This is a genomic window from Mycobacterium conspicuum (assembly GCF_010730195.1).
GTDB lineage: Bacteria > Actinomycetota > Actinomycetes > Mycobacteriales > Mycobacteriaceae > Mycobacterium > Mycobacterium conspicuum.
Window position 1 is genome coordinate 5,373,439 of the sequence record NZ_AP022613.1, and the last position, 20,431, is coordinate 5,393,869.

16 protein-coding genes, 1 tRNA gene and 1 pseudogene are annotated in these 20,431 nt (G+C 69.7%); 9 read left to right on the forward strand and 9 right to left on the reverse strand.

The genetic code is table 11. The annotated features are described in order from the left end of the window. Positions 1-6: 6 nt before the first annotated feature. Genes tilS through dacB form a run of 3 tightly spaced genes read right to left on the reverse strand, consistent with a single transcriptional unit; the run spans position 7 to position 3,382 of the window. Positions 7-966 carry a tRNA lysidine(34) synthetase TilS gene (gene tilS, locus G6N66_RS24675; protein WP_085235333.1) on the reverse strand — a complete coding sequence of 320 codons (960 nt, stop codon included), beginning with the start codon at positions 964-966 and terminating at the stop codon, positions 7-9. Continuing rightward, entirely contained in the window at positions 945-2,000 is a 1,056-nt protein-coding gene (locus G6N66_RS24680) for a zinc-dependent metalloprotease (RefSeq protein WP_085235343.1), read from the reverse strand. The genes tilS and G6N66_RS24680 overlap by 22 nt, the downstream gene beginning before the upstream one ends. Continuing rightward, positions 1,997-3,382, reverse strand: a complete 1,386-nt coding sequence (gene dacB, locus G6N66_RS24685) for a D-alanyl-D-alanine carboxypeptidase/D-alanyl-D-alanine endopeptidase (protein ID WP_085235334.1) — start codon at positions 3,380-3,382, stop codon at positions 1,997-1,999. Before dacB ends, G6N66_RS24680 begins: the two co-directional genes overlap by 4 nt. Positions 3,383-3,490: 108 nt before the next feature. On the opposite strand from dacB, the gene G6N66_RS24690 reads away from it, so the two are divergent. From G6N66_RS24690 to G6N66_RS24705, 4 genes are read left to right on the forward strand one after another with little or no spacing between them, the layout of a single operon-like run. After that, positions 3,491-3,979: an inorganic diphosphatase gene (locus tag G6N66_RS24690; protein ID WP_085235335.1), complete on the forward strand. Its 489-nt coding sequence runs from the start codon at positions 3,491-3,493 to the stop codon at positions 3,977-3,979. A gap of 35 nt (positions 3,980-4,014) precedes the next feature. Beyond that, on the forward strand, positions 4,015-5,214 hold the full coding sequence (locus tag G6N66_RS24695) for a polysaccharide biosynthesis protein (RefSeq protein ID WP_232079408.1): 1,200 nt from the start codon (positions 4,015-4,017) through the stop codon (positions 5,212-5,214). 13 nt (positions 5,215-5,227) lie between these two features. Further along, entirely contained in the window at positions 5,228-5,926 is a 699-nt protein-coding gene (locus G6N66_RS24700; RefSeq protein ID WP_085235336.1) for a glycosyltransferase family 2 protein, read from the forward strand. Next, the gene (locus G6N66_RS24705) at positions 5,926-6,261 is read left to right on the forward strand and encodes a DUF2304 domain-containing protein (protein ID WP_085235337.1); all 336 of its coding nucleotides are present in this window, start codon (positions 5,926-5,928) and stop codon (positions 6,259-6,261) included. The genes G6N66_RS24700 and G6N66_RS24705 overlap by 1 nt, the downstream gene beginning before the upstream one ends. 36 nt (positions 6,262-6,297) lie before the next feature. Here G6N66_RS24705 and G6N66_RS24710 read toward each other — a convergent pair whose 3' ends face one another. Further along, the gene (locus tag G6N66_RS24710; RefSeq protein ID WP_085235338.1) at positions 6,298-7,245 is read right to left on the reverse strand and encodes an NAD-dependent epimerase/dehydratase family protein; all 948 of its coding nucleotides are present in this window, start codon (positions 7,243-7,245) and stop codon (positions 6,298-6,300) included. Between G6N66_RS24710 and G6N66_RS24715 the strand changes: the two genes are divergently transcribed. The 3 genes and pseudogenes from G6N66_RS24715 to G6N66_RS30530 all read left to right on the forward strand — a co-directional run bounded on the left by G6N66_RS24715 (position 7,211) and on the right by G6N66_RS30530 (position 10,622). After that, the gene (locus tag G6N66_RS24715; protein ID WP_232079409.1) at positions 7,211-9,025 is read left to right on the forward strand and encodes a hypothetical protein; all 1,815 of its coding nucleotides are present in this window, start codon (positions 7,211-7,213) and stop codon (positions 9,023-9,025) included. The two genes, G6N66_RS24710 and G6N66_RS24715, sit on opposite strands and share 35 nt — an antisense overlap. A gap of 167 nt (positions 9,026-9,192) precedes the next feature. Then, positions 9,193-10,415: pseudogene (locus G6N66_RS24720) on the forward strand (PE family protein); the annotation flags it as partial. A gap of 84 nt (positions 10,416-10,499) precedes the next feature. After that, positions 10,500-10,622 (forward strand): hypothetical protein, encoded by a 123-nt coding sequence (locus G6N66_RS30530; protein WP_408632897.1) that lies wholly within the window; start codon positions 10,500-10,502, stop codon positions 10,620-10,622. A 13-nt stretch (positions 10,623-10,635) separates the two neighbouring features. Here the strand turns inward: G6N66_RS30530 and G6N66_RS24725 are convergent. Both G6N66_RS24725 and G6N66_RS24730 read right to left on the reverse strand, forming a co-directional pair. Next, positions 10,636-10,711 (reverse strand) — tRNA-Thr (locus G6N66_RS24725). 59 nt (positions 10,712-10,770) lie between these two features. Continuing rightward, positions 10,771-11,988 carry a DNA polymerase III subunit delta' gene (locus G6N66_RS24730; protein ID WP_085232744.1) on the reverse strand — a complete coding sequence of 406 codons (1,218 nt, stop codon included), beginning with the start codon at positions 11,986-11,988 and terminating at the stop codon, positions 10,771-10,773. A gap of 155 nt (positions 11,989-12,143) precedes the next feature. Here G6N66_RS24730 and G6N66_RS24735 point away from each other — a divergent pair, with 155 nt between their 5' ends. Continuing rightward, positions 12,144-13,760 carry an adenylate/guanylate cyclase domain-containing protein gene (locus tag G6N66_RS24735; protein WP_139825178.1) on the forward strand — a complete coding sequence of 539 codons (1,617 nt, stop codon included), beginning with the start codon at positions 12,144-12,146 and terminating at the stop codon, positions 13,758-13,760. A 7-nt stretch (positions 13,761-13,767) separates the two neighbouring features. Here the strand turns inward: G6N66_RS24735 and topA are convergent, their stop codons facing one another. From topA to cspA, 3 genes are all read right to left on the reverse strand, one after another. Next, a complete protein-coding gene (gene topA, locus G6N66_RS24740; RefSeq protein ID WP_085232731.1) occupies positions 13,768-16,548 on the reverse strand; it encodes a type I DNA topoisomerase in 2,781 nt (926 codons plus the stop codon). A 214-nt stretch (positions 16,549-16,762) separates the two neighbouring features. Next, positions 16,763-17,362: a hypothetical protein gene (locus tag G6N66_RS24745; RefSeq protein ID WP_085232730.1), complete on the reverse strand. Its 600-nt coding sequence runs from the start codon at positions 17,360-17,362 to the stop codon at positions 16,763-16,765. A gap of 179 nt (positions 17,363-17,541) precedes the next feature. Continuing rightward, complete coding sequence (gene cspA / locus G6N66_RS24750; RefSeq protein ID WP_007166602.1) at positions 17,542-17,745, reverse strand: cold shock protein CspA; 204 nt, start codon at positions 17,743-17,745, stop codon at positions 17,542-17,544. A gap of 314 nt (positions 17,746-18,059) precedes the next feature. Between cspA and G6N66_RS24755 the strand changes: the two genes are divergently transcribed. Then, positions 18,060-20,375: a DEAD/DEAH box helicase gene (locus G6N66_RS24755; RefSeq protein ID WP_085232729.1), complete on the forward strand. Its 2,316-nt coding sequence runs from the start codon at positions 18,060-18,062 to the stop codon at positions 20,373-20,375. The last annotated feature ends 56 nt before the right edge of the window (positions 20,376-20,431 follow it).

Genomic DNA, 20,431 nt, shown 5'->3' on the forward strand with positions numbered 1-20,431 from the left:
AAATTGCTACACGGGCTGGCTGCGCAGGGTCAACACGCCGTCGCGCCGGCCGGCGATCAATCGTTGACCACGCAAAGTGGATCCGACCGCCACCCCGCCCTGGCCCCGCCACGCGGTCACCAGCCTGTCCACGCCGCGAATTTGCTTGTCGGTCAGGCCGGTCGCCCCGCCGGCCAGCAACCAGCCGCGGATCACCCGGCGCCGAATCACGTCCGGCAGCTCGCCGAGGGCCTGGGTTTGTAGCCCGGCCCCGGCCGTGACGTGCGGCAGCGCCTGTGCGGCCAGCGCGTCGATCAGCTCGGTGTCCTCGCGCAACGCCAGGGCGGTGCGCGCCAGCGCCTCCGCGACCCCGCCGCCCAGCACGTCTTCCAGTAGCGGCAGCACCTCGTGACGCAGCCTGCTTCGGGTAAAGCGGCGGTCGGCGTTGTGCGGGTCCTGCCAGGCGGTGAGACCGAGCTCGGCGCACGCGGCGTGCGTCACGGCGCGCCGGACCCCGAGCAGCGGCCGGCACCACGGCGGATCGTGCGCGCGCATCCCCGCGATCGAGCGCGCTCCCGACCCGCGGCCCAGCCCCAGCAACACCGTCTCGGCCTGGTCGTCGAGCGTGTGGGCCAACAGCACCGGGCCGTCGTGATACGCGCCCAAAACGGCGTAGCGCGCGGCCCGGGCCGCCGCCTCCGGCCCGCCCTCATTGCCCACCCGCACGCAAAGCACTTGCGCCTCAACGCATCCCAGCGCCTCGGCCTGGGCCCGCGCGGTCTCGGCGACCGCCGCCGAATCGGGCTGCAGGCCGTGATCGACGATCAACGCGGTGGTCGGCCGCAGCGGCGCGGCAACGGCGGTGAGCGCCAACGAATCTGGGCCGCCGGACAGGGCCACACACCACCGGTCGACCGCGGGCAGGTGGTCCTTGGCGAACGCTTCGACAGCTGTGCGCAGCTGCCCTACAGCACCCGGTCGATCCATCGCTGCGGGCGTTCGATCTCTTCGGGCAACGGCAGCGTGTCGGGCCCCGACCAGATCGTGTTGAACCGCTGCATCCCGACCCGGCCCACCACATGATCGACAAACGCCTTGCCGCGCGTGTATTGGCTGAGCTTGGCGTCCAGCCCAAGCAGTGCGCGCAGCAACCGCTGCAGTGGCGGTTGCTTGCGATGACGACGCTCATCGAACCGGCTGCGGATGGTGCCCACCGACGGCACCACCATCGGACCGACCGCATCCATCACGTGATCGGCGTGGCCCTCCAGCAGCGTGCCGAGCACCAGAAGCCGATCCAGCGCCTTGCGCTGCGGCTCGGACTGCACGGCCCGCACCAGCGCGAGGATCCCCGAGTCGCTGCCGTCGGAGGCCCCATCCCCGCGAGTGCGAACAAAGTCGGCGAGCCGACTCACCATCTGCCCGACGTCCTCGGCGGACTCCTGGGTCAACACCGCCAACGACTCCGACATGTACCCCGGCAGCCAGCGGTTGGCGGTGAACTGCACCCGATGCGTCACCTCATGCAGGCACACCCACAGCCGGAAATCGGAGGGCTCCACCCGCAATTGCCGTTCCACGGCAATGACATTCGGATAGACCAGCAGCAGGCTGCCGCTCTCGGCCGGGCCGGCGCTGGTGAACGGGTCGTACTGACCGAGGATCCCGGACGCCACGAACGCCAGCACGGCGCCCGTCTGCGCGCCGGTGAGCCGGCCGGTGAAAAAGCCGCGCGGCTTGTCGGTCCCGTTGGTCATCACGCGCATCGATTCGGCGGCCGCGCGGACCCACTGCGCCCGGTCGACGATGCGGGCCGCGGGCACTGATCCCTCAGTCGCCAGGCCGGTGACGTCGCGCACCGGGGGCTCGGCCTTGGCCGCGAGCGCGGTCAACTCGTCGATCGCCTGCCGGCGGGTGTATTCGCTGGACGGCGGGCCCGGGCGGGCAAGTCGGGAACCGACGGTCGCGGCGAATTGCCAGTCCACGGTGGCGCCCAGGGTCAGCTCGGGAGAAGCGCTCATGTGCACCCACAGGTCCACAGCTTGCTGGCCAGCGCATCAATCGCGTTGCGTCCGTTCGGTCCCGCGGCATTGGAGATGAAAGCGAACGTGAGCACCCGGCCGCCGGCGTCGGTGAGCACACCGACCAACGAGTTGACGGCGGTCAGCGACCCGGTCTTGGCGCGCAACCACCCGGCCGGGCCCAGGTTGGTGGCGCGGTCCAGGAACCGTTCGGCCAGGGTGCCGCTGCCGCCGGCGATCGGCAGCAGATCCAGCAGCGCCCGCAACGACGGCTGGTCCGGCCCCGCCGCGGCCTGGGCCGTGCCGTCGAGGGTCTTGGCCGTCAACCGGTCGTCAACCGACAACCCGCTGGAATCGACCAGCGCGGCGCCGGTGGTGTCGATGTGCGCACTGCTCAGCCGGTTGGTCACCGCGTCCACCGCGCCGGCGAAGCTCAGCGGCCGGTTGATGGCGGCCGCCACCTCCCGCGCGATGCACTCGGCCAGCACGTTGTCGGAGTGGTCCATCATCTCCGAGAGCACCTGAATCAACGGCGCCGACTGCACCACGGCCAGTTGCCGCGCCCCGGACGGTGCCTTGGCGATCGTCACCGCCCCGGGATCCAGGCCGAGGGCCTTGGCCAGTTCCCGCCCGGCGTCCAGCGCGGGCGTCTTCGACCGTCGGGAGTTGACGGTCGTCGGCTGGATGCGTCCGGCGTCGATCATCACCGACTCGATCGGCGCGATGTCGCCGTTGTCCACATCGGACGGATCCCAGCCCGGCGCCATCGTCGGACCGCTGAACAACGACGTGTCCACCTGGACGGCCGTCGGCGTCATGCCGCTGCGACGCACCTGTTCGACCAGATCACTGATCCGCGGCGCGCCCCGATACCAGGTGGGCTGGCCGGGTGCCGCCGCCGACAGCGTCGGGTCCCCGGCACCCACCAGCACGACGGGCCCCTGGGCGCTTTGGCTGCCGGCCACCACCCGGGTGCTCAGCCGCGCCTGGCGGTCCAGGGTCAGCAGCGCCGCGGCCGCGGTGAGGACCTTGTTGGTCGACGCCGGCACCAACGGCACGTCGTCGGCCACCTGCCAGAGCTCCTTGCCGGTCATGGCGTCGGTGATGCGGCCGCCCAGCTTGCCCAGGTTCGGGTCGGCCGCCGCCGGCGCCAGCACGGCCGCCAGCGCGGGGGCGCTGGGGACGGCCGCGGTGTCGGCCACCGGCACGATGCCCGGCTTGACCGTCGGCGGCCGCGGCGGCGGCACCGTGGCCCGCGCGTTGCTGACGCCGTGATTGCCCATGGTGAAGAACGCCGCGGCCGCCACCACGGCGGCAACGAACACCAGCACGGCGAACCCGATGGATACCTGGGTGATTTTGCGCCGGCGAGTAGAACTCATCGGACTCCTGACTGTCGAGTCCCATTCTGCCGAACCGGTCGAATTCCGCTGGATTAGGGTGTACGCGACCCACCAGACTTGATTCCCCTTTGCAGAGGAGCAGACGCCGTGCAATTCGACGTGACCATCGAAATCCCGAAGGGCAGCCGCAACAAGTACGAGGTCGATCACGAAACGGGACGGGTGAAGCTGGACCGCTACCTCTACACGCCGATGGGCTACCCCACCGACTACGGCTTCATCGAAGACACCCTCGGCGAGGACGGTGACCCGCTGGACGCGCTCGTGTTGCTGCCGCAGTCGTTGTTTCCCGGCGTCCTGGTGGAGGCGCGCCCGGTGGGAATGTTCCAGATGGTCGACGAGGCCGGCGGCGACGCCAAGGTGCTGTGCGTTCCGGCCGGCGACCACCGCTGGGAGCACATCCAAGACATCACCGATGTGCCGGAGTTCGAACTGGACTCGATCAAGCACTTCTTCGTGCACTACAAGGACCTCGAACCGGGCAAGTTCGTGAAGGCGGCCGATTGGGTCGGCCGCGCCGAGGCCGAGGCCGAGGTGCAGCGCTCGGTGGAGCGGTTCAAGAAGGGCTCGCACTGACCGAAGCTGCTCAGGGGCCCATCGCGCGCGCCAGCATGGCCCGCGTCGGCGCGGCGACCGCGCTGACCGCGCTGTGCGGCTACGCGGTGATCTACCTGGCCGCCCGCGACCTGGCCCCGAGCGGCTTCTCAATTTTCGGGGTGTTCTGGGGGGCGTTCGGCCTGGTGACCGGCGCGGCCAACGGCCTGCTGCAGGAGGCCACCCGGGAGGTCCGATCGACCGGCTATTTCCAGGCGTTGCCGGAGAACCGCAACCATCCGATGCGGGTCGCCGCGCTGCTCGGCGTCGGGGCGGCCGTCGTGATCGCCGGTAGCGCGCCGCTGTGGAGCGGGCGGGTGTTCGTCGAGCAGCGCTGGCTGTCGGTGGCGCTGCTCAGCGTCGGGCTGGCCGGGTTCTGCCTGCACGCCACGCTGCTGGGGATGCTGGCCGGCACCAACCGCTGGACGCAGTACGGCGCGCTGATGGTGACCGACGCGCTGATCCGGGTGACCGTCGCCGCGGCGGCATTCGCGATCGGCTGGGGGCTGGGCGGGTATTTGTGGGCGACCGTCGCCGGCGCGGTGGCCTGGCTGATCATGCTCGCGGCGTCACCCGCGGCGCGGGCGGCGGCACGGCTCATGACGCCCGGCAGCGCAGCGATGTTCTTGCGGGGCGCCGCGCACTCGATCACCGCCGCCGGCGCCAGCGCGATCTTGGTGATGGGATTCCCGGTGCTGCTCAAGGTCACCTCGAATCACCTTGGGGCACAAGGGGGTGTCGTCATCCTGGCCGTCACGCTGACCCGCGCACCACTGCTGGTTCCGCTGACCGCCATGCAGGGCAACCTCATCGCTCACTTCGTCGACGAGCGCGCCGATCGGCTCCGCGCGCTGATCGCACCGGCGGCGCTCGTCGGCGGCATCGGCGCTCTCGGGGTGCTGGCTGCCGGCGTGGTGGGCCCGTGGTTGCTGCGCGTCGCGTTCGGGCCGCAGTACGACGCGGGCAGCGCGCTGCTGGCCTGGCTGACCGCCGCCGCGGTGGCGATCGCCATGCTCACGCTGACCGGCGCCGCCACGGTGGCCGCCGCGCTGCACCGGGCGTACTCGCTGGGCTGGGTGGGCGCCACCGTGGCATCGGGCTTGTTGCTGCTGTTGCCGCTCCCGCTGCAAACCCGCACGGTGATCGCCCTGTTGTGCGGCCCGCTGGTGGGCATAGGCGCGCATGTAATCACGCTGGCACGCGCGGCGCGCGGCTAATCTTGGGGCACAAATGGCCACCGACGCGCATTACCCCGACGCCTGGATCGTCGTCCCCGCCTTCAACGAAGCCGCCGTCATCGGCGAGGTCGTCACCGACCTGCGCGCGGTTTTCGACCATGTCGTCTGTGTGGACGACGGCAGCGCCGACGGCACCGGCGAGATCGCGCTGCGGGCCGGGGCGCACCTGCTGCGCCATCCGGTCAACCTGGGCCAGGGCGCGGCCATCCAGACCGGCATCGAGTACGCCCGCAAGCAGCCCGGGGCGAAGGTGTTCGCCACGTTCGACGCCGACGGTCAACACCGCATCAAAGACCTGACCGCGATGATCGACCGGTTGGCCGCGGGCGACGTCGACGTGGTGATCGGGACCCGGTTCGGTCGGGGTCTGGCCAGCCGGCCGCCGTTGCTGAAGCGGATCGTGCTGCGCACAGCGGCGTGGTTGAGCCCGCGCGGTCGCCGGCTGGGGCTGACCGACACCAACAACGGGCTGCGGGTGTTCAACAAGAAGGTGGCCGACGGGCTGGACATCACCATGAGCGGGATGAGCCACGCCAACGAGTTCGTCATGCTGATCGCCGAAAACCATTGGCGCGTAGCAGAAGAACCGATCGAGGTGCTCTACACCGAATACTCGAAGTCGAAGGGGCAGCCACTGCTCAACGGCGTCAACATCATCTTCGACGGATTCCTGCGAGGGAGGTCACGCTGATGAACTGGATTCAGGTGCTGCTGATCGGCTCGATCGTCGCGCTGCTGGTGTACCTGCTGCGCTCGCGGCGCAGCTCGCGGTCCAAGGCGTGGGTCAAGGTCGGCTATGTGTTGTTCGTGTTCGGCGGCATCTATGCGGTGCTGCGGCCCGACGACACTACGCTGGTCGCGCACTGGTTCGGGGTGCGCCGCGGCACCGACCTGATGCTCTACGCGCTGATCATGGCGTTCAGCTTCACCACGCTGAGCACCTACATGCGGTTCAAGGATTTGGAGTTGCGCTATGCCCGGCTGGCGCGGGCGGTGGCGTTGGAGGGCGCGCGGGAGCCGGAATAGTCGAAAACCCCTGCGCCCAAAGTGTTCTGCGCGCGGCTAGCCCGTGTGCAGCCGGCGGAAGTAGTCCACCGTCCGGCGCAACCCTTCGTCCAAGGCGACCTGCGGGCGCCAGCCCAAAACCCTTTCGGCCAAGCCGATGTCGAGGCAGGACCGCTTCAGATCGCCCAGCCGCGCCGGGGCGAACTCCGGGTCGTCGGGGCCGCCGACGGCCGCGGCCACCGCGGTGTGCAGCGCGCGGTCCGAGGTCTCGATGCCGGTGCCGATGTTGAACCGCTGCCCGCTGCCCGCCTCGCCGGACGCCTTGACGAAGGCATCCGCCACGTCGTCGACGAACACATAGTCGCGGGTGTTGGTGCCGCCCTCGCCGTAGACCCGGGTGGGCTTGCCCGCCAGCAGCGCCTGGGAAAAGATCGCCACCACGCCCGCCTCGCCGTGCGGATCCTGGCGCGGGCCATAGACATTGGCCGGCGCGATGTGCGAGCAGTCCAGCCCGTAGAGGTGGCGGAAGGTGTTCAGGTAGATCTCGCCGGCCACCTTGCCCGCGGCGTACGGCGACGCCGGGTCGGTGGGCACCGTTTCGGGCGTCGGGAACTGGGTCGGGGCGCCGTAGATGGATCCGCCCGACGAGGTGTGCACGATCTTGCGGACTTCGGCCTTCCGAGCCGCTTCGGCCAGCCGCACCGTGCCGATCACGTTCACCGAGGCGTCGAATTGCGGGTTGGCCACCGAGTGCCGCACGTCGATCTGCGCGGCCAGGTGGAAGACCACCTCGGGCCGGTGCTCGTCGAGGATGCCGTCGAGATCCGCGGTGACGATGTCCGCCTCGATGAACACGTGCGCCGGATTGTCGACCAGATGCTCGAGGTTGGTCGCGCGGCCGGTCGCGAAATTGTCCAGCCCCACAACCGTGTGACCGTCCGCCAGCAGACGGTCGACTAGCGTCGACCCGATGAAACCGGCCGCCCCGGTGACCAATGCGCGCACCGGCCAACCATACCGGCGGGTCGTTTGGGTCCAAGCCGCCGTGGCCGCGCTGGTCGCCGTGCAGCTGGTGATCCGCGCGGTGCTGGCGTTTCGCGGCTACTTCTACTGGGACGACCTGATCCTGGTCGGCAAGGCCGGCACCGAGAATCTGCTCTCGCCGTCGTACCTGTTCGACGACCATGACGGGCACCTGATGCCCGCCGCCTTTTTGGTTGCCGGGGCGATCACCCGGTTCGCGCCGCTGGTGTGGACGGGTCCGGCGATCAGCCTGGTGGTGCTGCAGCTGGTGGCGTCGCTGTCGCTGCTGCGTGCGCTGCACGTCATCCTCGGCTGGCGTCCGGTGCTGCTGATCCCGCTGACGTTTGCGCTGTTCACACCGCTGGGCGTGCCGGGGTTCGCGTGGTGGGCGGCGGCGCTGAACTCGCTGCCGATGCTCGCCGCGCTGGCGTGGGTCTGCGCCGACGCGATCCTGCTGGTGCGCACCGGCAACCAGCGCTACGCGGTGACCGGTGTGCTGGCCTACCTCGGCGGGCTGCTGTTCTTCGAAAAGGCCGCGGTGATCCCGTTCGTCGCCTTCGCGGTGGTGGCGCTGCTCGGCCACGTGGAGGGCTCGGCCCTGCGGACGGCGTGGCGGGCCGGTGCGCGGCTGTGGATCGCGACGCTGGCGCTGACCGCCGGCTGGGTGGCGCTGTATCTGGCGGTGGTCAATCAGCGGCGGTGGAGCACCGACCTGACGATGACGTGGGATCTGTTGTCCCGGTCGATCACCCACGGAATCGTGCCGGGTCTGGCCGGCGGGCCATGGCACTGGGATCGCTGGGCGCCCGCCTCACCGTGGGCCACGCCACCGACGTCGGTGATGGTGCTCGGCTGGCTGGTGCTGCTGGCAGTGCTGGCGCTGTCGTTGATCCGCAAACAACGCATCGGTCCGGTGTGGTTGATCGCCATCGGGTATGTCGCCGCCTGCCAGGTGCCCATCTATCTGATGCGGTCGTCGCGCTTCACCGCACTCGAATTGGCGCAAACCCTAAGGTATTTCCCGGATCTGGTGGTGGTGTTGGCGCTGTTGGCCGCCGTCGGCCTCACCGCGCCCAACCGGCCCTCGTCGTATCGGCTCGACGCCTCGCCGCGCCGCGCCGTGGTGACGACGGGCGTGGCGGTGCTGTTCCTGGCGAGCAGTCTCTATTCGACGGCGACGTTCCTAACCAGCTGGCGCGACAACCCCGCCGAGCCGTACCTGCGGAATGCTCGCGCCAGTTTGGCTGCCGCACATGCGAATTCGGACGCGCCGCTGCTGGACCAGGAGGTCGACCCGTTCGTGCTGCAACGGGTGGCCTGGCCGGAGAACCTGGCCAGCCACATGTTCGCCCTGCTGCGCGACCGGCCCGAATTCGACACCGTCACAACACAATTGCGGATGCTGGACAACTCCGGGCACCTGATCAACGCCCGCGTCACCTGGACTCGAACCATCGTGCCCGGGCCGATGCCGCGCTGCGGCTATTTCGCGCAACCCGACAAGCCCGCACGCATGGTTCTGGACGGCCCCCTGCTGCCGGCCGACTGGACCGTCGAACTCAACTACCTGGCCAACAGCGACGGCTCGATGACGTTGGCGCTCGCCGAAGGCCCGCCGCAACGGGTTCCGGTGCATCCGGGCCTGAACCGCGTCTACGCCCGGCTGCCGGGCGCCGGTGACGCGATCACCGTGCGCGCCAACACCACCGCGCTGTCGTTATGCATCGCGTCGGGGCCGGTGGGATTCCTCGCGCCGGCCTAAGGCAGCCGGCACGACTCCGCTGGCGGCTACGCGGACGCGGCAGCTCCATGACCTTAGAAATTTCTGATATTTGGCACATGCCCGAGAATTTCGGCCCAGGCTCCTATTAGGCTGCCTATGGTTTTTTCTGTTCGTCCGTCGCACCGGCGCTGAGTGGGGGAGACAGCATGTCAGAGATGATCGCGGCGCCGGAATTCCTGGCGGCAGCGGCCAAGGATCTGGCAGGCATCGGCTCCTCGATCAGCGAGGCCGGGGCCGCCGCGGCGGCCCCGACGTCGGCCGTGCTGGCCGCCGGTGGCGACGAAGTGTCGGCGACCATCGCGGCGTTGTTCAGCTACCACGCCCGGGCTTACCAGGCGTTGAGCGCGCAGGCGGCGTCGTTTCACTCGCAGTTTGTGCAGGCGATGAGCCGCTCGGCCGCGGCGTACGCAGCCGCCGAGGCCGCCAATGCGTCGCCGTTGGAGGCCCTGGTGGCGGGAGCGCAGGAGCTACCGGCGTTTTCCCCGGTTGCCGCAGCGACGACGCGCCCCCTGTTCGGTAACGGCGCCGACGGCAAGGCGGGCACCGGCGCGGCCGGCGGCGACGGCGGGTGGATCATCGGCAGCGGCGGCAACGGCGGATCCGGCGCGGCCGGCGGCAACGGCGGGGCCGGCGGCAAGGCGGGGCTGATCGGCAACGGCGGTAGAGGCGGCGACGGCGGCGCCGGCAGCACCGGAAACGGCGGCAGCGGCAACGGTGGCAACGGCGGCGACGGCGGAACCGGCGGTCGATTCATCGGCAACGGCGGAGCGGGCGGCAACGGCGGCGCCAGCGCGGCCACCGCGGGCCACGGGGGCAACGGCGGCGCGGGCGGGAACGACTTCAAATTTGGTGCCGGCGGGTCCGGCGGCGACGGCGGGGCCGGGTTCGCCGGCGGAGGTGCCGGTGGGGCCGGCGGGAACGCCGGGATGGCCGGCATCGGCGGCACCGGCGGCAATGGCGGCAACGGCGGCTCCGCGGCCGGGGGCGCCGGCGGGGCCGGCGGGCACGCCGGCTCGTTCTCCGGCATCGGCGGGACCGGAGGCAACGGCGGCACCGGGAGCACCGTGGCGGGTGCCGGCGGGGCCGGCGGGGACGGCGGCGGGGTGACCGGCACCGGGGGCGTCGGCGGGACCGGCGGCGCCAGCGCCGCCGGCATCGGAGGCGCCGGCGGAGCCGGCGGCGGTCTGATCGGCCACGGATTCATGGGCAGCGGCGGGCAGGCGGGGCCGGCGGGGCCGGTGTCACCCACGGCGGGGCCGGCGGGGCCGGCGGCGAGGCCGCGCAGCATTTGGGTAACGGCGGCCTTGGCGGTGACGGCGGCAAGGCGACGACGGGCACCGGCGGCGACGGGGGCCTCGGTGGCACCGCCCATAAGGGTTCCGGCGGCAACGGCGGCAACGGCGGGGCGTCCACGTCGGGCACCGGCGGCAACGGCGGCGACGGCGGCAAGGTCGTGAACTTTGGCAACGGCGGCAACGGCGGCAACGCCGGCACCGGCACGCCCCACGGCAGCCCCGGCACCGGCGGCAAAGGTGGCCCGCACGGCGGCAAGAACGGGAAAGCCGGGGCGACATAGCGTCGCTGGTTGATGGAGCCGCCTAGGAGAATCGAACTCCTGACCTATTCATTACGAGTGAATCGCTCTACCGACTGAGCTAAGGCGGCACGCCCACGGGCGGCACGAGTCTACGGCAGGTGGGCGGGCGCCCCCAACTCTGGGGAAATCAATCGCGCAGTTCCTGGCCGATGGTGGCGACCATGGCGTCGACGGCGAACTTGGGTTTGACGTTGACCGCCAGCGCTTCCCGGCACTCGAGCACGGCCTCGATGCAGCGCAGTAGCCGCGCGGGCGCGGCGTGGGCGGCCAGCGCGGCCACCCGCTCGGCCATGTCCGGGTGATTGGCCCGCACGCCGCCGGCGCGGGCCGAGATCACCAGCGCATCCCGAAAATAGGTCGCCAGGTCGATCAGCGCCCGGTCCAGCGCGTCGCGCGACGCGCGGGTCTGACGGGACTTCTGCCGTCGCTCCAGATCCTTGATCGCACCGGTGGCGCCGCGCATCGCCGAAGCCGTGCCCTTGCCCGTCCCGCCGGCCCCCAAAGCGGTTCGCAGCTCTTCCGTTTCGGCCTCGGCGCGCCCGGCGGTCAGCACCAACGCCTCGGCTTCGGCGGCGGCGACCAACTCCTCGGCCGCGGCGTAGGCCCGCGACGGGGTGGCGGCGTCGCGCACCAACCCCAACGCCTTCTCGCGCCGCTGCGCGGCCTCCGGGTCGGTGGCCAGCCGCCGCGCCCGGCCGACATGCCCGCCGCTGACCGACGCCGCCCAGGTCGCCGTGTCGGCGGCCAGGCCGTCGCTGTCGACGAGCACCCGCGCGATGGCCTCGGTCGACGGGGTCACCAGCGCGACGTGCCGGCACCGGGATCGCAGCGTGACCGCGATGTCTTCGGGATCCACCGACGGCGCGCACAGCAGGAACACCGTCGACGACGGCGGCTCCTCGACCACCTTGAGCAGCGCGTTCGCCGCGCCCTCGGTCAATCGGTCGGCGTCTTCGATCACGACGATCTGCCAATGTCCGGTGGTCGGGCGGCGCGACGCGACCTGCACGATGGCGCGCATGTCGTCCACACCGATGGATAGGCCCTCGGGGATCACCCGCCGCACGTCGGCGTGGGTGCCGGCCATCGTCGTCGTGCAGGCCCGGCAGCTGCCGCACCCGGGGCCGCCCTCGGCGGCAGAGCTCGTGCACTGCAGGGCGGCGGCGAAGCACAGCGCCGCGACCGAGCGGCCGGACCCGGGCGGACCGGTGATGAGCCACGCATGTGTCATAGTCCCGCCGCCCGTGGGGTTGTGAGCCGAATCACCGCGGGCGGCCCGGGCGGCGGCCAGCAGGGCAGCCTCGACGGCGTCCTGGCCTACCAGCCGCGTAAACACTCCGGACATCATCGGCAACTTTAGTGACACCGGGCGACAGACACCGAATGGCTACCGTTCCGCGACAATCCCGTTATCTTGCGGCCTCTTTCGCCAGGATCCGGCGACTTGCCGAGCCGGTTGTAAGTTACCGACAAGTCCCCGATGCCCGATACGGTGGCTAGGTGGCAACCCCGGCGGCGGCATTACCCGGGCGGATCAACGCGTTCGTCCGGTGGGTGGTGCGCACCCCGTGGCCGGTGTTCGTGCTCAGCATGCTGCAGGCCGACATCATCGGCGCCCTGTTCGTGCTCGGCTTCCTGCGTTACGGCCTGCCGCCCCAGGACCGCATTCAACTACAGGACCTGCCGCCCCTCAACTTGGCGAGCTTCTCGATCTCGCTGATCGTCGTCTTCCTCGCCAACGCCCTGGTGAACCTGAGGATGCTGATGCCGGTCTTCCGGTGGCAGCGCCGCGACAACTTGCTCGCCGAGGCCGACCCGGCCGCCACCGAATTGGCCCGCAGCCGCGCGTTGCGCATGCCCTTCTACCGCACGGTGATCAGCATGGCGTCCTGGTGCATCGGCGGGGCGATCTTCATCCTGGCCAGCTGGTCGGTGGCCAGGCACGCGGCGCCCGTCGTAACGGTCGCCGTCGCGCTGGGCGCCGCCGCGACCGCGATCATCGGTTATCTGCAGTCCGAGCGGGTGCTGCGGCCGGTGGCGGTGGCCGCGCTGCGCAGCGGCGTGCCGGAGAACGTCAAGGCGCCGGGCGTCATTCTGCGCCAGATGCTGACCTGGATGCTGTCCACCGCCGTGCCGGTGCTGGCGATCGTGCTGACCGTGGTGGCCGACAAGGTGGCGCTGCTGCACGCGGCACCGGAGAGCTTGTTCACGCCGATCCTGTTGTTGGCGTTGGCGGCGTTGGGCATCGGGTTGGTGAGCACGCTGTTGGTGGCCATGTCGATCGCCGATCCGCTGCGTCAGCTGCGCTGGGCGCTCTCGGAGGTGCAGCGCGGAAACTACAACGCGCACATGCAGATCTACGACGCCAGCGAACTCGGCCTGCTGCAGGCCGGTTTCAACGACATGGTGCGCGACCTGTCCGAGCGGCAGCGGCTGCGCGACCTGTTCGGTCGCTACGTCGGCGAAGACGTCGCGCGCCGGGCACTCGAGCGCGGCACCGAGCTGGGTGGCCAGGAACGCGACGTCGCGGTGCTGTTCGTGGACCTGGTCGGCTCGACCCAGCTGGCGGCCACGCGACCGCCCGTCGAGGTGGTCCATCTGCTCAACGAGTTCTTCCGGGTGGTGGTGGACACCGTCGGCCGCCACGGCGGGTTCGTGAACAAGTTCCAGGGCGACGCCGCGCTGGCGATTTTCGGCGCGCCGATCGAACACCCGGACGCGTCCGGGGGCGCACTGGCGGCCGCGCGCGAGCTGCACGACGAACTGCTTCCGGTGATCGGCTCCGCGGACTTCGGCATCGGGGTGTCGTCGGGCAGGGCCATCGCCGGTCACATCGGCGCGCAGGCCCGCTTCGAGTACACGGTGATCGGCGACCCGGTCAACGAGGCCGCGCGGCTGACCGAGCTGGCCAAGCTCGAGGCCGGCCACGTGCTGGCGTCGGCGATCGCCGTCAGCGGCGCCCTCGACTCCGAGGCGTTGTGCTGGGACGTGGGTGAGGTCGTCGAGCTGCGCGGGCGCAGCGCGCCCACTCAGCTGGCACGGCCGTTGAAGCTGGCCGCCCAGCAACCCGGCCCCCCGGGCCCCTCCGCCGAAGAGGTCTCCAGCGAAATAATGTGAGCCGCCGCTAACGCTTGGTGGCCTTCTTCGCCGGCGCCTTGCGGGCGGTCTTCTTGGCGGTCCGCTTGACCGGCCCCCGCGCCCGCCGGTCGGCCAGCAGTTCGGCGGCGCGCTCGTCGGTGATCGACAACACGTCGTCGCCCTTGCGCAGACTGGCGTTGGTCTCGCCGTCGGTGACGTAAGGCCCGAAGCGGCCGTCCTTGATCACCATCGGCTTGCCCGTCGCCGGATCCGCGCCCAACTCACGCAGCGGCAGCGCCGAAGCGCTTTGCCGCCCAGCGCGTTTCGGTTGGGCGTAGATCTTCAACGCCTCGTCGAGGGCGATGGTGAACAGCTGGTCTTCGCTCGCCAGCGAGCGAGATTCGTTGCCGCGCTTGAGGTATGGCCCATAGCGCCCATTCTGCGCGGTGATCTCCTCACCCGAGTCGGGGTCCACGCCGACCACCCGCGGCAACGAGAGCAACTTGAGGGCGTCCTCGAGGGTGACGGTCTGCAAGTCCATGCTGCGCAGCAGCGAACCGGTGCGCGGTTTGGGACCAATGGGTTTCTTGCCCTTTTTTGCCGGGGCGCCACCCTCGTCGTCGGCGGGTGGCTCCGGCTCCGGCAGGATCTCCGTCACGTACGGCCCGTAGCGGCCGTCCTTGGCGACGATTTCGTGGCCGGTTTCCGGGTCCACGCCCAGCACGCGGCCCTCTTGCGGGGTGGCGAAGAGTTCCTCGGCCACTTCGAGCGTCAGCTCGTCGGGCGTGAGCGCGCCGTTGAGGTTGGCCCGCTGGGGCGTCAGCTCGCCGTCCTCGCCCATGATCTGACGTTCCAAATACGGCCCGTTCTTGCCGACCCGGACATAGACCGGCCGGCCCTGCGCGTCGTCAAAAAGCTTGATGGAGTTGACTTCTCGAGCGTCGATGCCTTCGAGGTTGACCCCGACCAACCGCTTCAGGCCGCCGGAGCGGGCAATCGAGTCAGCCACCCCGTGGTCGCCGCCGAAGTAGAAGTTGTTGAGCCAGTTGGTGCGTTGCTCGTTTCCAGACGCGATCTCGTCGAGCTCGTCTTCCATCGCGGCGGTGAAGTTGTAGTCGACAAGCCGGCCGAAGTGCTGCTCGAGTAGGCCAATGACGGCGAACGCCACCCAGGAGGGCACCAGGGCGCTGCCCTTCTTGTGCACGTAGCCGCGGTCCTGGATGGTCTTGATGATCGACGAGTACGTCGACGGGCGCCCGATGCCCAGCTCTTCGAGCGCTTTGACCAACGACGCCTCGGTATAGCGCGCCGGCGGGTTGGTGGCGTGGCCGTCCGGGGTCAACTCGGTGACGCCCAGCCGCTGGCCCTTGGTCAGATGCGGCAGCCGCCGTTCGGCGTCGTCGGCCTCGCCGCCGACCAGTTCGTCCACCGTCTCCACGTAGGCCTTGAGAAAGCCGGGGAAGGTCAGGGTGCGGCCGGTGGCGGCGAAGACGACCTCGCGATCTTGGCCGGCCTCGACCGCCGTGCCGGCGATGCGCAGGCTCAGGGTGGTCCCGCGCGCGTCGGCCATCTGCGAGGCCACCGTGCGCTGCCAGATCAGTTCGTAGAGCCGGAATTCGTCCCCGCCCAGTTCGTGGCGCACCGCGTCCGGCGTGGCGAACGTCTCGCCCGCGGGCCGGATGGCCTCGTGCGCCTCCTGCGCGTTCTTCACCTTGCGGGTGTACTGACGCGGCGACGCGGCGACGTACTCCGCACCATAGAGCTGGCGCGCCTGGGTGCGCGCCGCCTCGATCGCCGACTCCGACAGCGTGGTGGAATCCGTACGCATATAAGTGATGTAGCCGTTTTCGTAGAGCCGCTGCGCGACGCTCATCGTGCGTTCCGAGGAGAACCGCAGCTTGCGGCCGGCCTCCTGCTGCAGCGTCGACGTCATGAACGGTGCGTACGGGCGACGGGTGTAGGGCTTCTCCTCCACCGACGCGACGGACAGCTGCGCGCCCTGCAAGCCCGCCGCCAACGCGGTCGCGCGGGCCTCGTCGAGCACCACAACCTCGTCGGCTTTGCGCAGCGCTCCCAGTGAGTCGAAGTCGCGGCCGGTGGCCACGCGCGACCCCTCGACGGTCGCCAGTCGGGCGGTGAAGGTCGGCGGCTGCGCTTGCGGGTCGGACACGCTGGCGTCCAGCTTGGCGACGATGTCCCAGTAGGACGCGCTGCGGAACGCCATCCGGTCGCGTTCGCGCTGCACGATGATCCGGGTGGCCACCGACTGCACCCGGCCCGCAGACAGCTTGGGCGCCACCTTCTTCCACAGCACCGGGCTGACCTCGTAGCCATACAGCCGGTCCAGGATGCGGCGCGTTTCCTGCGCGTCGACCAGGTCGATGTCCAGATCGCGCGGATTCTCGGCGGCCTCCAGGATCGCCGGCCTGGTGATCTCGTGGAAGACCATCCGTTTGACCGGGATGCTCGGCTTCAGGGTTTCCAGCAGGTGCCAGGCGATGGCCTCGCCCTCGCGGTCACCATCCGTGGCCAGATAGAGCTCGTCGACGTCCTTCAGCAACCCCTTCAGCTCGCTGACAGTGCTCTTCTTCTCGGGACTGATGATGTAGAGCGGTTCGAAGTCGGCGTCGACGTTGACGCCAAGGCGCGCCCACGGCTCCGACTTAAACTTCGCCGGCACGTCGGCCGCGGCACGCGGCAGGTCGCGGATGTGCCCCCGCGAGGACTCAACGATGTAGTTGGAACCCAGATAACCGGCCAACTTGCGCGCCTTGGTGGGCGACTCGACTATGACCAGTCGCCGACTGCTTCCATTTCCGTCAGCCAACTGCGCCTACGCTCCATCTCCTATGCCGGTCCCCTAGCGGGACCGCCCCGCAGAAGAATGACAGGTCGGCCTCTGAATATCCGCGAAGTCCGGGCAATTTCCTCGGATATCCAGGTACGCCGCCGTACCGCACGCCTGCGGGCATCTGACAATTTCGCACCCTTGGGTGCGCTTTCGCAAACTGGCTCTCCGAAGCAAGCGCTTAGTTGGCTCGCTAGACACGGGGCCAGAGCAACAACGCCTCGGGGTCGGCGGGAGGTTCCCCCACGTTCTCTACCAGGCGTGACAGCCTCCGGCGGCCACTGATCCGCAGCGCCGGCCGGCCTCCGCGGGTGCCGATGAGGGTGGGCGCAATCCCGACCCGCATCAGCGCCGACGCCAGCGGCGAATGCGTGTCCGGCGCGTGCGGGTCCAGACCGAGCAGGTATCGGTCGACCTCCGGCGTACCCGCCGCCAGGGTCCACGCCCGCAGCTCGCGCGGTCCGGGCAGCCATCGCGGCGGCACCGTCTTGACCGCGCCGCGCGTCCACTCGGCGGCAATCGGGCAAAGCAGGCGGCTGACCGCCGTGCGCACCAACGGGGTGTCTTCCTCAGTTCTGGTGATCTCGGATTCCAAGCCGGCTTGGTGAATCATCTCGGCCAGCGCCGCGGCACGCCACGGCCGATCCACGACCACCGAGAGCCGGGCGCCCTTGGCTTGATGGGCTTGGTCGGCGCCCACCATCACGATCTGACCGGACGCCGCCAGCACACCGGAAAGATCGGCGACCGCGGGGGGTACCGACTCAGCGGTGAAGAAAGAAAGCTGGCTCACTCAAACGACAGTAGGCCAGCTTGCCGATCCGCGGCTCGCTTCCGGCGCGCCGCGACCGGGCCGTGTCGCGGCCGTGTCGACGAAAAGCCGGGCGGCTAAACGAGAACCCCCCGCGCGGCCCGCTACGCGGGACTGCACGGGGGGTTTCGTCGGACTTGCTCTCTCTTTGAGCTCTGCTCCTAGACGGAGCGGACTCCGGTGGCCTGGGGGCCCTTAGGGCTGTGGCCGATCTCGAACTCGACCTTCTGGTTTTCTTCAAGGGTGCGGAAGCCCGAACCCTGGATTTCCGTGTAGTGGACAAACACATCCGCGGAACCATCTTCAGGGGCGATGAAGCCGAACCCCTTCTCCGCGTTGAACCACTTCACAGTTCCCTGTGGCATCTCTCGATCTTTCCTTTTCTACATGGGTGCGGTGCACCGCCTTCCGGCGCACCGGGCCCGCCACGACCGCCATACCATGCGTTGTCGCCGGAATCTCCCCCGACCGATAACCTCGCAGGAACCGCGGCCGCAACGTCGATCCTGCGAAAGTTTGACACGAACACAGAAGCTGCGACCGCTGATTAGTCAACCATGTTCAGCGTCTTTGCAACAGATTTCCATTAACCACGATCCCTAATGCTTGGTCTCTTAACCCGGATGTCACCTAGACGATGGGTTTGCCGGAAGCCGGCAAACGGTCAGAAAGGTTTGTAATGGCAAGCTTCGGCAGTGAGTTGCTCGCTGCGGCGTTGGCGGGCACCGCGCCGGATGAGCAGCCGCTGCGACACGTCGCCGAACTGCCGTCGCGCAGCGGCCGTCCCCACGGGTGGCCCCGGTGGGCCGAGGCCGACGTGGTGCGCGCGTTCACCGACAACGGCATCACCTCGCCGTGGTCGCATCAGGTGCAGGCCGCGGAATTGGCCTATGCCGGACGCCATGTGGTGATCAGCACCGGCACCGCGTCCGGAAAGTCTCTGGCGTATCAACTTCCCGTCCTCAACGCGCTGGCGACGGATCCTCGGGCCCGGGTGCTGTACCTGTCGCCCACCAAGGCGCTCGGTCACGACCAATTGCGCGCCGCGCACGCGTTGACGGCGGCCATTGCGCGGTGCGGTGATGTCGCGCCCACCGCCTACGACGGCGACAGTCCCGCCGAGGTGCGCCGGTTTGCTCGCGAGCGGTCACGCTGGCTGTTTTCCAACCCCGACATGATCCACCTGTCGATACTGCGCAGCCATGCGCGCTGGGGTGTGCTGCTGCGCGGTCTGCGCTTCGTGATCGTCGACGAATGTCATTACTACCGAGGCGTTTTCGGCTCGAATGTGGCGATGGTGCTGCGCCGGCTGTTGCGACTGTGCGCCCGCTATTCGGCCAGCCCGACGGTGATCTTCGCCAGTGCGACGACCGCATCACCGGGCGCGACGGCCACCGAACTGATCGGTCAGCCGGTCGAGGAGGTCGTCGACGACGGCTCGCCCCAGGGGGCGCGCACGGTCGCGTTGTGGGAACCCGCGTTGCGCGCGGAGGTCACCGGCGAGAACGGCGCCCCGGTGCGTCGGTCCGCGGGCGGGGAGGCGGCCCGGGTGATGGCCGACCTGATCGCGCAGGGAGCGCAGACGTTGACGTTCGTGCGCTCGCGGCGCGCCGCCGAGCTGACCGCGTTGGGCGCGCGGGCCCGCCTGGGCGACATCGCCCCGGAGCTGAGCGACAAGGTGGCGTCGTATCGGGCCGGCTATCTCGCCGAGGACCGCAGCGCGTTGGAACACGCGTTGGCCGAGGGCCAATTACGCGGCCTGGCCAGCACGAATGCGCTGGAATTGGGGATCGATATCGCGGGACTCGACGCCGTGGTCTTGGCCGGCTTCCCCGGTACGGTCGCCTCGTTCTGGCAGCAGGCCGGCCGGTCGGGCCGGCGCGGCCAGGGCGCCCTGGTGGTGTTGATCGCGCGCGACGACCCGCTGGACACGTATCTGGTCCATCACCCCGCCGCGCTGTTGGACAAACCGGTCGAGCGCGTCGTCATCGACCCCGCCAACCCCTATATCCTCGGCCCCCAACTCCTATGCGCCGCAACCGAATTGCCCCTCGACGACGCCGAAGTTCGGGCTTTGGGCGCAGAGCAGGTGACCGCGGCTCTGGTCGATGACGGGCTGCTGCGCCACCGCAACGGCAGGTACTTTCCGGCGCCCGGTGTCGAGCCGCATGCCGCAGTGGACATCCGGGGCTCGATCGGCGGCCAGATCGTCATCGTGGAGGCCGATACCGGCCGGCTGCTGGGCAGCGTCGGCGCAGGCCAGGCCCCGGCCTCGGTGCATCCGGGGGCGGTCTACCTGCACCGCGGCGAGAGCTACGTCGTCGATTCGCTCGATCCCCAGGAGGGGATCGCCTTCGTCCACGCCGAAGACCCCGGCTACGCGACCTTCGCGCGGGAAGTCGTCGACATCGCGGTCACCGGCGAGGTTGAGCGTCTGGCCTACGGGTCGGTGACGCTGGGCCTGGTTCAAGTGACGGTCACCCACCAGGTCGTCGGCTATCTGCGGCGCCGCCTGACCGGGGAGGTGATCGACTTCATCGAGCTGGACATGCCCGAACACACGTTGCCCACCACCGCGGTCATGTACACCGTCGAACCGGATGCGTTGTCAGACAACGGGATCGACGCGCCCCGCATCCCCGGGGCGCTGCACGCCGCCGAGCACGCCGCCATTGGATTACTGCCCTTGGTAGCCAGCTGCGACCGTGGCGACATCGGCGGCATGTCCACCGCGATCGGGCCCGACGGGCTGCCCAGCGTCTTCGTCTACGACGGCTACCCGGGCGGAGCGGGATTCGCCGAACGCGGGTTCCGTCTGGCAGGCACCTGGTTGGGTGCGACGGCCGCGGCGATCGAGGCGTGCGAGTGCCCCAGCGGCTGCCCGTCGTGCGTGCAGTCCCCCAAATGCGGCAACGGCAACGATCCGCTGGACAAGGCGGGGGCTTTGCTGGTGTTGCGGCTGGTGCTCGCGGAGCTGACCCGCGGCGCACGCTGAACCCAGGCCGGCGAACCGGCAAAAGTTAAGCGAATTCGACACTTGTTGAACCACAC